Origin of the sequence: Capnocytophaga sp. oral taxon 332 str. F0381, from assembly GCF_000318275.2 — a bacterium.
Taxonomy (GTDB): domain Bacteria; phylum Bacteroidota; class Bacteroidia; order Flavobacteriales; family Flavobacteriaceae; genus Capnocytophaga; species Capnocytophaga bilenii.
This window is the reverse complement of record NZ_KB291317.1, coordinates 60,396-76,328: the sequence shown is the minus strand read 5'-3', so window position 1 is coordinate 76,328 and position 15,933 is coordinate 60,396. Positions and strand designations below refer to the sequence as shown.

The window sequence follows — 15,933 nt, the reverse complement described above, 5'->3', positions numbered from 1 at the left end:
ACAGCCATTGGTATTGCGAACTACTACTTGGTAACTACCTGCATCAGCTGTAAACTCAGCACTATTAAGTTTTCGCAACACTTTACCATTTAAAAGCAATTGATAAGTCAACTTTCGGTCAAATTGGGTAAGACGTGCACTTCCTTTTTTACCACATTCTGCTGGCAAAGGCTCTACTGTAGGAGCTTCTAATTTTTCTCTACCTTCTATACGGAAACTACTACTATTATCACAACCACTATCGTTATATACTTTCAATTCATAAGAGCCCTCTTGTAATCCTACAAGGTCTTTATTTTTAATGGTATTTATTACTCTATTATCTTTTAGTAACTCATAGCGGTAATTAGATTCATAGTTTTGTATCTCTACCCAACTATTGCTATCACAAGTAGCTGGATGGGGTTTTAAACTAGGACTATTAGGTTTACCGGCACCTCTGCTGTAATAGATTTGAAACAAATTAGATTCTTTCTCACAACTCTTATAGCTCACTACAAGTTTAAAATCTCCTTCTTGATTTATATGTATTCTACCGCTATAAGATTCTATCAAAGTTCCCATATAAGGTACTTCTTTTCCTTGGTGGTCGTACACTTTATAAGTAGCCCCTTTCTGATTAATTTTATCATAATCATTATAATTTGAAAGCATAGCACGCATACCACCTCCACTACAAGCATCTCCATAAGGTATTGTTTCTACATAAGGTGTAGGTATTTCGTTACAAATACTTTCATAATCCTTATAAAATTCATAAGCCCCTATATCTATTCTTCCTTCCATAATACGAGGCATATGAGCCAAATCGAAGTCATTATCACTCTTGCTGCGGTATAAACCACCATTACCTGCATTTATCAAACTTCTTTTGGGGCGCAAATAGTATTTATCGTCTTTGCTCAAGCTTACAAATATGCCTGCTGGACTTTCTACAGGGATATTACCATTACCAGAAAGAGCACCATTCACCATACTATATTGTACGTCTATATTCTTAAAGTTCCCATCTACACGTTCCAATAATACTGTATTGTATATTTTAGGAGAAGCCGAAGGAGCTACCTTTAAATCATTACCACCATTGTTATAAAAAGTAGCATTGATAAGCTGAGTATCGGCATACTGGTCATTTTCCATTGCCCAAGGAGTCATTACAAGGCCATCAGCTCCATTGTTAGGCTGGTTTAAATTCCATTTATCAATGTTATCATCTACATTATCACCTATGATATCTTCTTTTTTAGGTGTATTATCCGATACCTGCAAATTGATAAAGATAGGAGTAGCACGTTCACGTTCTGTACCTTTTACATAGATAAGTGCCTCACTACCAAATAAATTATCGGTAATAGCACAATTTTCAAAACGAGGAGAACCATTTGCCACATAAATAGCTACCCCTTTTTTACCATTGATAGGAGCTGCATATTTCAAGCGAAACCCATCAAGAGTCGCTACACCCATAGCTCCTTCCGAGGTAATAAGTCTACCTATGTGAGCAACTCCAGCATTATTCACACGCCCACTTAGTACAGTGGGGTTTGCATACCAATTACGCTCTTGCAATGCTGTTTCTTTACCTGCAAAACCACCATAGATTTTCACATTTTTCACCATTGCAAAAGTTGCCTTATCAATAGCAACAGCATCACCCACCTTAGGGCTATAGCTGTAGTTTGCACTACCCGCCACCCATATCTGCAAGGGTTCTTTTTCTGTAAATTCTTTTTGGTGTGCTTTAGCAAAATCCAAAGCTGTTGAGAGTTCTGTTAGTGCATCTTGCCAACTTTCACCAGTGTTTGAGCCTTTTGCATCTTTTTTCACATAACAGATGCGTTTAGTTAGTACGTTGTTACTAACACCCGTCTGCGCCGTTCCGACACTTACCAGCATCGCTATAACGGCAGTTAAAATTGCCTTCATTTTTCTATTATTTAAATTCTTCAACTAAGCCATTCCTAGTTCTTATTTCTCCTACCTGCATAATTCCCATTATGTTTAAAATCTCTATTCATTCCTCTTCGCTTACCACTCATTACTACTGTGCAATAATAACACTCTATATATAAATCTAAAAAATCTATCACTTTTCTTTCTTTTTATCATTGTGATAGCAGTGTTTTTTAATCAGTTAGTGAAATAAACCTTTGCAAAGATAGTATATCTTTTTGAATAATCCTAATTTTTTATCATAAAAATTTCATAAAATCATCTTATTTGTTAATATTTTTAAAATAGTAAAAAAGCAAAATCATTGAAAAACAATTATTTAAACTTAAATCTTCTAACAAATAAAATGAAAATTTAAAAGTCTTTTATTAATAATATAAATTGTATTTTGTTAAAATAGAAACTCTTACTATAATAGTTTTTTTTCATCAATCTCAGTTTTCTCATTTTTATATGTAAGAATACCTACAACTTTTTATCGTTATTTTTACAGCACATAGTATTCAAAAAAGCATAGTATCCAATTACAAAAAATATACCGAAGAAATTTATTCTATTTTTAAAATTAAAAATTTTACACAGCATTATGAGTATCAAGTAATCAAAAAAATGAGAATACCAATAAAGCTCTTTAATCTTATAATTAGAGAATCTTTCTCTGTGTCAATTTTAAAGCAAACTCCAGCAAACGAGCAATAATAAAAAAAAGAGGCTATAAATCACTATAACCTCTTTTCTTAGTAATATGAAACAAATTAAACACCTTCTTGTTCCTCAGCTGTAGCTTCTGCTTCTTGCGACTTTTGTAAGTTTTTAAGCTCTCGCAACTTGTTTTCCCAAGTTTTAAGATGCTCTTTTTGGTGGTTGATGTTGCGTACCACATCACGTACCAACGGATTCTTCTCATCTATCTTACCAAAATATGCTAAGTTGCGTTCCAGCTGCAGTATTTCAGTTTTAAGCTCATCTATACGGCGTTTCACAAATTGAACTTCTCTATCCAACGAATCTTCATTATCATCATTTATAAGTCGTTCCAATTTGTTGTTGTACTTTATAAGAGCAGCCTCTTGCTTATTGATGTCAAGCTTTTTGTAAAGCGCATCAATCACCTTGTTGAATTTTAGGTCGAGCGTTTTTGTATTGCCTGTTTTATCCAACTGGTTCCATTCGTCTTCAAAACGATGAATATCATTTAGGGCTTGTTCTTTATCCTCTACCAAGCGGTATGACTTCAAATTGTCTAAAAACTCTTTCTTTTGCTCAAATACGTTCAGCTCTTTGTTTTTAGAGTGTTTTATAGCCTCGCTATAGTTAGCAAAATAAGCATCACAAGCCTTTTTAAACTCTTTCCAAATTTTCTCAGTATTTCGCAAAGGAACGCTACCAATCTCCTTCCACTCTTTTTGGATATTTTTCATCAGCTCGGTAGTAGTTTCCCAATCTGTACTATTTTGGTGGTTCTTTGCAATCTCTACCAATGCCAACTTTTTAGCAAGGTTTTCTTGTTGTTCCTTTTTCAGCTCTTTATAAAACTGATTTTTCTTTTTGCTAAAAGTGCGTAATGCTACATTAAATGCTTTCCAAACCTCATCAGCTTGTTCCTGTGGCACCTTTCCTGCACTCAAAAAGGCAAAACGAAGCTCTTCTACCTCTTTTGAAAACTGCTTCCAATCGTTATGGTTAGTAGCCTCTTTTGCAATAACAGCTTCAATGCGTGCTATAATATCGCGTTTTTTCACTAAGTTTTGAGCGTACATTTCATCTAAGTTTTTGAGGTAGTACTGCCTTCTTTCGCGTATTTGTTTAGTAAGCTCACTAAAACGTTGCCATATAGGCTCACGATGCTCTTTATCTACAGGTCCTATTTCCTCTTTCCAAATGCGATGTAGCGTTTGTAATTCTCGAGAAGCATTTAAAGCATCTACCTCATCTTTCACGAGTGCTTCAGCGCGTTCTATAAGTTTGAGTTTTTCTTCTAAATTGCGTTTAAAATCAATATCACGCAAATCTTTACTCAAGTGAATAAAGTCATAAAACTTCTCTACGTGATGATGATAAGTACTCCACAAGTCGTCATAATCAGCCATAGCCACTTGCCCTGCATTGCGCCAGCGTTCTTGTAATTGCTGAAACTGCTTAAATGTACTTCCTATGTGCTCTTCAGTATTAATAAGTTGCTTAATTTCCTCTATTATTTCCTTGCGCTTTTCAAGGTTTTCCTTGTGCACTTTCTCCATTTCCTTATGGTGCTGGTGTCTCTTTTTGCGATAATCGTTATAAAGAGTATAAAATTCCTTATGAATAGGACTCTCATACGAAAATTCGTACTCCTCCCCTCCATCGGCTATATATTCTTCTTTTTTTTCTTCAAGAAGTGCTTCGTATTGCCTATCAAATGCTTCTTTGATAGCCTCTACCGTCTTCTTAATACTTTGTAGTTTATCTGTATGAAGTTTCTCTTTCAAGGTCTTGGTAAGCTCCTCAAGCGACATCGCTTCATAATTCACTGATAAAACATCTTCTACAGCATTTTCGTCTATGGGCAAAATGTTCTTTTCGTCTGTCATAACTAATATTTTAATACTACGGATTACTGAAAAACGCTACTAAATTACAACTTTATTTTAAAACTCCTACTGTTTTACAAATAATTTTTGCTATTTTTTTCTATTTAATATATTAATATTCTCATTATCAGTATATAACAAAAATAAGAAATAGCTTACTTTTTTGCTATTTCTCCTAAAATTTTTATCAAATTATCTACCTCTTCTGTAGTATTTTGTATTGAAAACGAAAAGCGTAAAGAGGGGTAACGCAAGCTCTCTGCTGGCAAAAAAGCCTGTAACACGTGCGACTCCCCTACACTGCCACTCTGGCAGGCACTCCCTTTAGAGCAAGCAACTCCTTTCAAATCCAACTCAAACAATAAGGTATCTTTTTTATTTTCCCAATTAGGAAAGCCCACATTTAGTATAGTATGGCTACTTTTTTCCTTGTCCTGACTATTCCCGTTGAAAACCACCTCTGGGAAGTGTTCTTTAAGTGCCGCAATAAAATACTGTTTCAGCTGCTGCAACTTCTCAGTATGAGATGCCCTATCCCGATAAGCCAATTTCAAAGCCTCCTGCATACCCACTATATTGTGTACTGCCTCTGTACCTGCGCGCAAACCTTTTTCTTGTTCGCCTCCATAAATCAAAGGGTGTAGTACGATACCTTTTCTGATAAAAGCAAAGCCCACCCCTTTAGGACCGTGAAATTTATGTGCCGATGCCGTAATAAAATCTACAGGCACTCCTCGCAAATCAATAGGCAAGTGTGCTACCGATTGTACCGTATCCGAATGAAAATAAGCACCGTACTTTTTGCAGAAAGCAGCCACTGTTGCCAATGGCAAAATATTGCCTATTTCATTATTCACGTGCATTAAGCTTACCAATACTTTTTGGTCAGCGTATTGTTGTAGTAAAGTTTCTAAATGTTGTAAGCACACATCGCCTTCTGCCGTAAGATGCACATACTCTATTTGTATGCCGTATTCTTTAGCCAGAGCCTCTACCGTGTGCAATACAGCGTGATGTTCTATAAGCGATGTGATTATTACGCGCACTCCTAAATCACGCACACAGCCACGCAGTATCAAATTATCTGCCTCACTGCCCCCCGAAGTAAATATAATTTCAGAAGACTGAGCACCAAGCTGCTGTGCTATTTGTTTGCGTGCTGTTTCTATCAAAGTACGGGTTTTCCTGCCCAAAGCATAGGTAGCTGAAGGATTGCCATAATTATCTGTAAGCACCTCTGTCATCTTTGCCACCACTTCACGGTGCAAAGCTGTGGTAGCTGCATTATCAAAATAGATATTCATAGCAATAGAAAAATTAAACTTTATAACTAATTGTTAGCTACTTTATTGGCTGCTGTGTTGTTATTAGAGTTAGGTGCTGCGTTATTACCGTTTTTCTTGTTATTGTTATTGCGGTAATTATTGTTTTTCTTATTTCTATTAGCGTTATTATTGTTTTTATTGGTATTGTTATTCCCTTTTTGAGCGTTTGATAACCAAAGCCCTAACAACAAGGCGATAGAAGCTACCAAAGTTACCCACCAATAATTGGCTGCTGCATTACTATTGAATAATGGTGCTACAAAAAGCCCTACAAATATGTATTTTGATACATCTAATAAAAATTCTGAAATCCTTTTTTTCATCTTTTATTTTTAAAATTTTCGGCAAAGATAGTAATTATTTATCAATTGGCAAACGGAAATAGCAAAGGTAATACAAAAACCATTACAATTCCCATAATTATTTGTAATGGTAATCCTACTTTCACATAATCCATAAAGGTATAACGCCCTGCCGACATCACTAAAGCATTAGGTGGTGTAGAAAAAGGAGATGCAAAACACATACTTGCCCCCACCGCTACTGCAAATAAAAAGGCTTGGGGCTGTAATCCTAATGTAACTGCTGTTTTTAAAGCAATAGGAGCTAACAATACTGCCGTAGCGGTGTTGCTGATAAACATCGTCATTAGCGAAGTGGTAAAATAAACTCCTGCCAAAAGCACATAAGGACTTTTATCACCCAAACTTTCTACCAAACCGTTGGATACCAATGCCGAGACTCCTGTTTTTTCTAATGCCAATGCCATTGGTAGCATTCCTGCAATTAGCACAATACTTTCCCAGTTTATCGTTTTGTATGCCGACTCTATATTGCGCAACGCTCCTGAAATAACCATTAGCAAGGAGGCAATCAATACTGCTGTTACGGGGGCAATAGGGATAAAATCGAACATCATTGCCAGCACCATTGCCAGCATTATAAGAGCAGCTATAGGGGCTTTATGTGTAAGGGTTACTTTAGAGGCTTCGGCAAGTGGTTGCCCTAATACTACCAGCTGACTGCGTTCGGCACTCAATTTTCCTATATGATCCCACGTACCTTGTACCAATAGTATATCACCCGAATGCATCTTCTCTTCTTTCAAATTTTGCAGTATATAGCCATCTTTACGCTGAATACCTAAAATATTAAGCCCATAATGCTCACGCAATTTACTATCTTTGATAGGTGTATTTACCAATTTAGACGCTGGCATTATCAATACTTCTGCAATACCTATATCGTGAAAATGAAGTTCATTAGGCATACGCTCTTCAGGGTGATGTGCTTCTAAAAAGCTAAAACCATTCTCAGCGTTCATTTGTTCTATAAACTCAAAACCTCCGCTTAGGTAAAGTATATCACCCTCATTCACTATTGTTTGGGCACTCACCACCTCTTGGCTACCCGTTTTAAAAAACGGATTGTTGGAAGTTGCTTTTCGCCTGATTTCTAATACCGATACTTTATAGCGTTGTGAGAGGTTCAGCTCTTTTAGACTTTTACCCACTGCAGCCGATTGTTCGGTTACCAATACCCTGTACAAGTTTTTAGACAGCTGATACTCGCCTACCAAGTCGTTTAAAGTTTTCCCCCCCTTGTTCTTGTCAGTTTTATTATCTCCTTTTTTGTTCAAGAACCAACCGCTTACGGGTATCAATACCAAAAGTCCTACCAGCAAACATACCAATCCTACAGGCGTGAATGAGAAAAAAGACAGTTTTTCATAGCCTGCTTTCACCATTTCACCTTCAATTACTAAATTGGGAGGCGTACCTATGAGGGTCATCATTCCCCCCATACTGCTAGCAAAAGCCATAGGCATCAGCAGGCGACTACTATTGATGTTGCCACTCATTGCCATACTCACTACTATAGGCATCATCAGGGCTACAGTACCCGTATTGCTCACAAAAGCACCTATAAATGAGGTTACCAACATCACCAATACCAACAGTTTTACTTCGCTATCACCTGCCAGCTTTAGTATTTTGCTGCTTATCATTTTAGCCAAGCCTGTTTGGAAAATAGCCCCTCCCACCACAAAAAGTCCTATCATCATTACTACCACTTTATCCGAGAATCCAGATAGAGCTTCTTCAGGAGTCAGTATTCCAAAGAGCACCAGCAAGACCAAAGCGCACATTGCTACCAAGTCGGAACGTACTTTTCCACTCATAAACAGCAATGACGATACCAATAATATAATCAGGGTTATATACATAATTTGCTAATTTCCAAATTTACTAATTTGCTAATTTCCAAATTTGCTAATTTGCTAATTACCTAATTGTTTTGACTTGACAAATTAACCGAATAGTTTCCTTCCTCAAAGACTACCGATATATGCTCTTGTAACGAAGTAGAAAGTGAAATTCCCTTAAAGTCAGCTTTAATAGGATAACGCTTGTGGTTTCTATTCACCAACACAGCTGTAGTAAGTTTCTTCAAAGGTACTTCCAAAAAGTGTTTTACTCCATAAATAAGTGTAAGTCCTGAGTTTAGCACATCATCTACCACTATTACCGCCTTATGAGTATAATGTTCGGCAGCTACTGTAGTAGTAATGCCTTGCAAAGGGTTCTTCTTATCCATTACCACCTTGCAAAGAGTAACTTTCAGTGAGCAGATTGCTGCTAAGGCTTCTGCCAGCTTTTCAGCCAACACAAAGCCATTACCATTGATACCTGCCAGCACAATTTCCTCTTCATCTAAGTGATTTTCATATATTTGATAAGCTATACGCCTTATTTTATGCTGAATATCTGTGTGATTTAATATTTGTGTCATAAAGCACTTCTTTTTTTATTTTTATATTTAAAGTAATACGCCAGCATTTTGTAATAAAGTTTAGCAGCCAAAAAGGCTGTAGGTTTAGCCTGAGCACTATCCATTAGCTCAACGATATCAAAAGCTACCACATTGCACTTTTTAAACACCTTTCGCAATAGTTTTAGGGTGGGATACCATTGCAATCCACCTGGTTCTGGGGTACCTGTTGAAGGGGCTATAGCGGGGTCAAAAGCATCTAAATCAATAGTGATATACACATTGCCTGATACTTTTTCAAGCACATCATCTATCCATCCTGCAGGGTTTTTAGCAATTTCGTGAGCAAAGAACACACGCCCTTTTGGCAAATATTGTTTTTCTTCAGCATCCATAGAGCGAATACCTACTTGCACCAATTTGTGTTTTTGGTTAGCCTCAAACACTGCACAAGCGTGGTTGGAGGTAGAACCGTGATATTCGGGGCGCAAATCAGTATGTGCGTCCAACTGCAGTACGGTAAGTTTTTCGTATTTCTCACCCACAGCTCGTATAGAGCCTATAGAAACTGAGTGTTCACCACCAAAAAGCGTGAATAGTTTATCTTCGTGTTGTAGTAGTTCTTTAGTTTTTTGGTAAACAGCTTCGGTCATAGCCTCTGGCGAACTATTTTCACTCACTTCGCCTGCCATATACACCCCATTGAGGTAAGGCTCACTATCGGTTTCGATGTCGTAAAGTTCCATATTTTCAGAAGCGTCTAAAAACAATTCAGGACCTTTATCAGCTCCCTTACCCCAAGTGGAAGTACCATCATAAGGTACTGTTACAAGCATTACTTTTGCATTTTCTAAAGTAGCATTCTCTTCGAGAATACCCGCATAAGTTCTTTTCATTTTTGTTGTTGTTAAATTTTTGGCAAAGATAATAAAAAAATCCTAAGTTATGAAACTTAGGATTTTTTTAACGCACAACACTACTAAGATTATAGGTTTATCGCAATCGGTCTGCTGATTTTACAAGTCTTTCGTCCCGTAAGATAGCCTTATTAGCTAAAAACAAGAAAACGATAGAAAGCACAGGTACAAAGAGCCCAACACCTTTCTCAGAAACAAGTTCTCCAGATGAATTTAGCATACGATATACAAATACCCCTAATAAAGTAACATTTATAAGTATGTTCAGCCAATTCAACAATAGCTGAAAACGTCTTTTTTTGTATTTTAAAATTGTATAGATTGCCAATATAGCTGAAGCTGCAAATAGCAACAATTTAAGCCACTCTACATCTAAAAAGAATGTGAGTATGCTTACTACAGCTACCAATAGCAAATAAACAGTTTGTATTCTTTGGATCATCGTTCTTAATATTGAATGTGCAAATGTACTATTTTTTTTTATTTCTCCAAAAAAATTATTTTAGTTTATCAAAGCCGTTCCCATAAACTCCCATAACATTGGTTTTGGTTACAAAAGCGGAAGGGTCTATACTGCGTACTAGCCTAAAGATAGAAGTAGCCTCTGTACGCCTTGCTATTACTATCACTATTTTTTGTGATGATTTGGAGTACCAGCCTATCCCGTCTATCACTGTACAGCCTCGCTTCAGTTCGGTATTGATATGAGTTGCAATCTCGTCATAATGCTTTGAGAAAATAAATAACTGCACCGACTGGCGCGCACCATTAATCACAATTTCCACCATTTGCCACATCAGCGGTAGCAAGATAAGTCCGTAGATTGTTTTTTCGAGTGTATCTTCTTTATGTTCTAAAATAAAATATGAAGAAATCACTATACATACATCTACTACCAAAAGAATACGTGCTATACTGATACTATAATATTTAGTAACCACAAAACCAATAATATCCGTACCCCCTGTGCTACCATTGGCAGAATACACGAGCCCTAAACCTGTACCGCACAACAATCCGCCCATAATCACGTTTAGAAAGTCGCCGCTCAATGGAGGGTGTTCCGCAAAATAAGGTGTTAAATACAATTGTCCTACCCAAAGAAAAGCCGATAAAATAGAAATAGACACGAGGGTGCGGTACGTAAATTGTCTGCTTACCGCTTTTAGTCCTATCAGCAACAATATAATATTGATAATCCAATACGAAAGAGCTAATTTTATTCCCAATTTATAGTTAATCATCAAGCAGACCCCTGCCAAGCCGCCTGTTACTATTTTTGAAGGCACCAAAAATCCTGTTACCCCTAAGGCGTAAGCCACCAAACCTATAAAGATGGTTAAATAATCACGAAGGTAAAAAGATTTTAGGTATTTGATAGTTCGGTTATCACTAATTGCCATAACTTTTTTTGTTGAATATTTTTATTGTTTCAGGCTGCAAAGGTAATATTTTTAATTAACCTTGCAAACTTTCTTTGATACGAGCAATAGCTTTTCGCAATTCTTCTTCCGAAGCTGCATAGGAAAGTCTAATGCATTTAGGGTCGCCAAAAGCTTCTCCTGTAACGGTAGCTACCCCTGCTTCTTCAAGCAAATACAGTGAAAAATCGGAGGCATTATTGATAGTGCGCCCACGTAATGTTTTCCCAAAGAACGAAGATACATCCGGGAAAACATAGAATGCTCCTTCGGGTACATTTAGTTTGAGTCCTTTTATTTCGCCCAAGAGTTGCAACACTAAATTACGGCGTTTTAAAAACTCATCTATCATATACTGTATTTTGCTTTTAGGAGCACGAAGTGCCACGATAGAGGCGCGTTGAGCAATGGCATTGGTACCGCTGGTTACCTGTCCTTGCACTTTGTTGCAAGCTTTGGCAATCCATTCAGGAGCAGCCAAATAGCCTATACGCCAACCCGTCATAGCAAATGCTTTTGAGAGTCCGTTTACGGTAATTGTACGGTCGTATAAGCCGTCTATTTCAGCCATACTTGTATAGTTGCCTGTAAAGTTGATATACTCATAAATCTCATCTGATAAAATAAAGATATTAGGGTATTTGCGTAACACTACAGCGAGGGCTTCCAACTCTTCTTTGCTATATACTGAGCCACTAGGGTTATTGGGTGAGTTGAACCATACCATTTTGGTTTTAGGAGTAATTGCTTTTTCTAACTGAGCAGGTGTAATTTTAAAGTCGTTTTCTATAGTAGTAGGCACTTCAATAGGTATGCCTCCTGCCATTTTGGCTATTTCTTTATAGCTTACCCAATAAGGGGCAGGGAATACCACCTCATCACCAGGATTTATCATAGCCAGAGCGACATTTGCCAAGCACTGTTTAGCCCCTGTAGAGACTACTATTTGCGAAGGCTTGTAGTGCAAGTGGTTATCGCGCAATAGTTTTTCGCAAATAGCCTCGCGCAGTTCTAAATACCCATCTACAGGCGTGTATTTGCTATAATTTTGGTGTATAGCCTCTACAGCTGCCTCTTTGATAAAATCGGGGATATTAAAATCGGGCTCACCTAAGCTCAAGCCTATAATATCTTTGCCTTGCGCTTTAAGTTCGCGTGTTTTGGCTGCCATAGCAAGGGTTGCTGAAGCTTCCATTGCATTGATACGTTCCGATAAAAATTCTTTCATATTAACAGTGCTATTAATTTAGTTCTAAAGTAGTTATTACAGGCAGATGGTCGGAGGGATAGAGACCATCAATGCGTGTAGTTATAATTTGATAGTTGCGTACTTTTATTTTTTTGCTTACAAAGATAAAGTCGATATGCCCACGCAGGGGTTCGTCAGTTTTAAACTGGTTGAAAGTGCCCATTGCAGGGGTAGCGTTGGTGGGTGATAGCTGGGTATCATAAAGTTGGCTTGCTATTTTTTGTACAGCGACATCTTCAGTAGGCAGGTTGAAATCCCCCATTAGAATTACTTTTCCTTTTTTGGCTATTTGTTTTATTTTTTGCAAAACCAAGTCTGCACTGCGTTGTTGTGCTTCACGCCCTTCGTGGTCGAAATGGAGGTTGAACACCCAAAAGACTGTACGCTGGTCTTGCAGTTTGACCCAAGAACAAATACGATTGCAGCAAGTAGCGTCCCAACCCTTTGAAGGAACATCGGGGGTTTGTGAAAGCCAAAAATTACCGCTTTCTAATAGCTTGAAACGTTCTTTTTTGAAAAAGATAGCAGCGTGTTCGCCTGCTTTTTTGCCGTCATCACGCCCCACTCCTTCACGTTGGTAATTAGGAAAGTGCTGTTCTAAGGCTTCTACTTGGTGTACTAAAGCCTCTTGTACCCCAAAAATATCGGGGTTATTGTCGTTTATCACGGTAAAAACCTTCTCTTTGCGATTGCCGTCCGTCCAAGCATTTACTCCATCGGAAGGATTATCATAGCGGATGTTGTAGGTCATTACCTTTAGTGTTTGTGCTGTACTAGCCAAGGGCAATGCTGCTAAAATCAATAATAAAAACTTCATAATATAAAATGTTCATCAATGTTATTTGGTATTGTAAGCCTTGCTAAAGCATTCTATAAATAGGGTAAATAGGTTTAGGACTATAAAGGCTGTCCTCTTCAGGAGGGGTAAGGATATTGTCAAAAAAGTTCCAATTAAAGAACGAATCGGGGGCTTCGGGTTCTAAAACTTCTAAGAGGTACTTTGCGGCAGGTTGCGATAGAGGAACTTGATAGTCGCCTTTGTACAATTGTACTCGGGTAGTATCCGCAATTACGTGAGTATCGTAGTGCCAATAATGTCCTTCTACGGGTGAAGAGAGTGTTTTGAAACTCTCTATTTTATAGCGCACTACGCTCATCAGCGTATCCTTATCTATCATTGTCATTTGCACGTTGTTAGCCTTGAGCCTATCTATTACTTTTTGGAAGACTTTAGGCACTATATAGTATTGTGGTATGGTAATACTTTTGGTAGGCTTATAGCGGTTGTAAAATGCTACTTCTTGTACTAGAGGCTTTTGATGATTCAAATGTACTACCTCAGTAATTGTATCAATTTCGTAGGTATAGAAAGGCAAATTGACACATTGGGTACTATCAATAGCCCAAGAGAATGCGTAATTTTTTTGAGCTTCGTTGCTTTCTTTTTGTTTTATTTTGAGTTGTTTGATATAGGCATAATCTCTATCGGCTACCTCTACAATTGTTTTCATCATTTCGTAATTGGCTTCTACTCGTTGCCTATAGGGTTTCTTTACGTGAGTATTGATACGGATACCCATACAATCATATAGAGTAGCATAATCAATCGCTTGGGCAGGAGAATGAGGCGTTTCTTCGGGAAAAATACGCCAAAAGGGAGGTGTTATAGTATCATTCATCAAAATACGTTTCGGCTTGAATGATTTCTGAGCTATTTTTTGTTCATTTTTACCACTTAGGAGGTCTTTTTGTCGTTTTAATAATGAATCAGCTATTTTTTGGAAGTCTTCTTGTCGTTTTAGTAGGGAATCAGATACTTTAGTGAGTAGTTGTTCGCGTAAATAAGTACCTAAATAATTACCTAACTTATCGGTTTGTGAGGTAGTGTAGGTAAGCACATACTGATAGTCGGCAGCTGTGTAGTGAGTGTAATTATCTATAAAGACATCGGGGTGCACCATTTGGAATATTTTGGCAAAGGAAAGCGCGTTTTGGGTATCGTTTTTGATTACATCGAGATTCAAATCATAGTTCGTAATTGTTTTACGATAGTTTTTGCCTTGTAGTGCCCCTATGTTGTAGACAGGGATTGCTACAACTATCACATTTTCGGAGAGTTTTATTTCGTTTTGAGCTAAGTTACGGAATAGTAGCATTGTAGCATCAACTCCATCGGTATCATTGCCATAAGTAGCGTTATTGATAAAAACGATGGTACGTTCTTCTTGATATTTATTGAGATTGAACTCGGCATCGGGGCTGTAGATTACTAAATGCAGTGGTACGCCGCTATCGGTTTGTTCTACAGTGCGGAGAGAGATAGTGCTAAATTCGCTAGATAGACGCTTATAGAAATCTATTACCTCATCATAGGTAGCGCTTTTAGTACCTTCGGAACGTTCAAAAGGAGTTTGAAAGTCTTTACTACCAAAGTAGAAAGGGGTATCGCAACCTACAATAAGGGATAGTACTAAAGATAGAAAGAGTATTTTTTTCATCATATCAAGCTTTTTTGAGTATTACACATTGTAAAAAGATTAAACTAAAGCTATAATATTTATCAATAAAACACTGGTTATCAAATTGCTAATTATTTATTAGCTTATTGTCACCTTATTTTGTTTTTCTATTGGAAAATTCATCGGCAAAGGTAACCTTTTTTTGTGCAAATAACAAATGTTTTTTGTTAATTTTTAGTGAGTTCGGCAAATATTTGTTCTAAATCTTTGTGTTTGTGGTTTATCTGTAGTATTTTAAGTCCGTTTTCTTTGGCAAAATCAAACACTGCGGGGCGCATATCGTTATGGGTATCAAATTGCAGCTGGTAGAAAAAGTCATATACATTGCTGACAGCAACTACAGAGGGCAATTGGCGCAATAGGCGTTCTTCTACTCTGTAATCAAAAGCTACCTCTATGATTTGTTGGTTGCCTTGCAGCTCGGTCATATTTTTATCGAGGACAATATTGCCTTTATGCAATACTATAACACGGCTGGCAACGGCTTGTATTTCTTGCATAATATGCGATGAGAGCAATACAGTTTTGTGTTTTCCGAGTTCTTTTACAATATTTCTTATTTCTACTAACTGATTAGGATCCAGACCTGTAGTGGGTTCATCTAAAATTAATACTTTAGGGTCGTGAATAAGTGCTGAAGCCAACCCCACCCGTTGGCGATAGCCTTTGGATAGTGCTTCTATTTTTTTATTACTTTCGGGTAACAAACCTGTGAGGGCGATAACCTCCTCTACCCTATTGCGTGGCACTGCGGGGTATAAATTGGCAGTAAATTGCAGGTATTCACGCACATACATTTCGGTGTACAGGGGATTGTGTTCGGGCAAATAGCCTATAGTGCGTTGTGCTTTTATGGGGTTTTTAATTATATCTATCCCATCAATAGTAATAGAGCCTTCGGTGGGGGTGAGTGCACCTGTGAGCATCTTCATAGTGGTAGTTTTTCCTGCGCCATTTGGACCTAAAAATCCTGTTATTTCTCCGTTATGGAGCTGAAAATCAATGTGATTAACGGCTGTTTGCTGGTTATATACTTTTGTGAGATTATGTACTGTTATCATATTGTACTTGTTTTTTCAGCGTACAAAAGTAGTTCTTTTTTTTGAAATACGGAAATTAGGGATTAGGACTTTAATCCAAATGCACAAAATTAGAAGGAGATTAAGGTGCTGCAGCTCATCCTTCGTCACATACTCGGCTGCGCCAG

At 37.5% G+C, this 15,933-nt stretch carries 13 protein-coding genes; all 13 read right to left on the bottom strand.

Annotated elements, in window-relative coordinates:
• Positions 1-1,926: hypothetical protein (locus HMPREF9075_RS07370; protein ID WP_009415889.1), on the bottom strand; the 1,926-nt coding region annotated here is incomplete at its 3' end.
• Between the two features lie 782 nt (positions 1,927-2,708).
• Positions 2,709-4,523 carry a DUF349 domain-containing protein gene (locus HMPREF9075_RS07365; protein ID WP_009415887.1) on the bottom strand — a complete coding sequence of 605 codons (1,815 nt, stop codon included), beginning with the start codon at positions 4,521-4,523 and terminating at the stop codon, positions 2,709-2,711.
• Positions 4,524-4,678: 155 nt separating this feature from the next.
• Positions 4,679-5,827 carry a cysteine desulfurase family protein gene (locus HMPREF9075_RS07360; protein ID WP_009415886.1) on the bottom strand — a complete coding sequence of 383 codons (1,149 nt, stop codon included), beginning with the start codon at positions 5,825-5,827 and terminating at the stop codon, positions 4,679-4,681.
• A gap of 26 nt (positions 5,828-5,853) precedes the next feature.
• The gene (locus HMPREF9075_RS07355) at positions 5,854-6,171 is read right to left on the bottom strand and encodes a DUF6722 family protein (RefSeq protein ID WP_009415885.1); all 318 of its coding nucleotides are present in this window, start codon (positions 6,169-6,171) and stop codon (positions 5,854-5,856) included.
• 41 nt (positions 6,172-6,212) lie between these two features.
• Complete coding sequence (locus tag HMPREF9075_RS07350; protein WP_034557144.1) at positions 6,213-8,075, bottom strand: SLC13 family permease; 1,863 nt, start codon at positions 8,073-8,075, stop codon at positions 6,213-6,215.
• Positions 8,076-8,137: 62 nt separating this feature from the next.
• Complete coding sequence (locus HMPREF9075_RS07345; RefSeq protein ID WP_009415883.1) at positions 8,138-8,641, bottom strand: phosphoribosyltransferase family protein; 504 nt, start codon at positions 8,639-8,641, stop codon at positions 8,138-8,140.
• A complete protein-coding gene (gene speB / locus HMPREF9075_RS07340) occupies positions 8,638-9,516 on the bottom strand; it encodes an agmatinase (RefSeq protein WP_009415882.1) in 879 nt (292 codons plus the stop codon). The genes HMPREF9075_RS07345 and speB overlap by 4 nt, the downstream gene beginning before the upstream one ends.
• Before the next feature lie 97 nt (positions 9,517-9,613).
• Complete coding sequence (locus HMPREF9075_RS07335) at positions 9,614-9,979, bottom strand: DUF4293 domain-containing protein (protein ID WP_009415881.1); 366 nt, start codon at positions 9,977-9,979, stop codon at positions 9,614-9,616.
• Between the two features lie 55 nt (positions 9,980-10,034).
• On the bottom strand, positions 10,035-10,940 hold the full coding sequence (locus HMPREF9075_RS07330; protein ID WP_009415880.1) for a YitT family protein: 906 nt from the start codon (positions 10,938-10,940) through the stop codon (positions 10,035-10,037).
• Positions 10,941-10,995: 55 nt separating this feature from the next.
• The gene (locus HMPREF9075_RS07325; RefSeq protein ID WP_009415879.1) at positions 10,996-12,186 is read right to left on the bottom strand and encodes a pyridoxal phosphate-dependent aminotransferase; all 1,191 of its coding nucleotides are present in this window, start codon (positions 12,184-12,186) and stop codon (positions 10,996-10,998) included.
• Between the two features lie 13 nt (positions 12,187-12,199).
• Positions 12,200-13,024 (bottom strand): endonuclease/exonuclease/phosphatase family protein, encoded by an 825-nt coding sequence (locus HMPREF9075_RS07320; protein ID WP_009415878.1) that lies wholly within the window; start codon positions 13,022-13,024, stop codon positions 12,200-12,202.
• Between the two features lie 43 nt (positions 13,025-13,067).
• Positions 13,068-14,705, bottom strand: coding sequence for a hypothetical protein (locus tag HMPREF9075_RS07315; RefSeq protein ID WP_009415877.1), 1,638 nt, complete (start codon positions 14,703-14,705; stop codon positions 13,068-13,070).
• Between the two features lie 188 nt (positions 14,706-14,893).
• Complete coding sequence (gene gldA / locus HMPREF9075_RS07310) at positions 14,894-15,787, bottom strand: gliding motility-associated ABC transporter ATP-binding subunit GldA (protein ID WP_009415876.1); 894 nt, start codon at positions 15,785-15,787, stop codon at positions 14,894-14,896.
• Positions 15,788-15,933 lie beyond the last annotated feature (146 nt).

Coding starts and splice junctions, on each gene's coding strand:
- HMPREF9075_RS07360 (WP_009415886.1), bottom strand. CDS start 5,827: ATGAATATCTATTTTGATAATGCAGCTACCACAGCTTTGCACCGTGAA.
- HMPREF9075_RS07350 (WP_034557144.1), bottom strand. CDS start 8,075: ATGTATATAACCCTGATTATATTATTGGTATCGTCATTGCTGTTTATG.
- HMPREF9075_RS07320 (WP_009415878.1), bottom strand. CDS start 13,024: ATGAAGTTTTTATTATTGATTTTAGCAGCATTGCCCTTGGCTAGTACA.
- HMPREF9075_RS07315 (WP_009415877.1), bottom strand. CDS start 14,705: ATGAAAAAAATACTCTTTCTATCTTTAGTACTATCCCTTATTGTAGGT.
- gldA (WP_009415876.1), bottom strand. CDS start 15,787: ATGATAACAGTACATAATCTCACAAAAGTATATAACCAGCAAACAGCC.
- HMPREF9075_RS07335 (WP_009415881.1), bottom strand. CDS start 9,979: ATGATCCAAAGAATACAAACTGTTTATTTGCTATTGGTAGCTGTAGTA.
- HMPREF9075_RS07325 (WP_009415879.1), bottom strand. CDS start 12,186: ATGAAAGAATTTTTATCGGAACGTATCAATGCAATGGAAGCTTCAGCA.
- HMPREF9075_RS07355 (WP_009415885.1), bottom strand. CDS start 6,171: ATGAAAAAAAGGATTTCAGAATTTTTATTAGATGTATCAAAATACATA.
- HMPREF9075_RS07365 (WP_009415887.1), bottom strand. CDS start 4,523: ATGACAGACGAAAAGAACATTTTGCCCATAGACGAAAATGCTGTAGAA.
- speB (WP_009415882.1), bottom strand. CDS start 9,516: ATGAAAAGAACTTATGCGGGTATTCTCGAAGAGAATGCTACTTTAGAA.
- HMPREF9075_RS07345 (WP_009415883.1), bottom strand. CDS start 8,641: ATGACACAAATATTAAATCACACAGATATTCAGCATAAAATAAGGCGT.
- HMPREF9075_RS07330 (WP_009415880.1), bottom strand. CDS start 10,940: ATGGCAATTAGTGATAACCGAACTATCAAATACCTAAAATCTTTTTAC.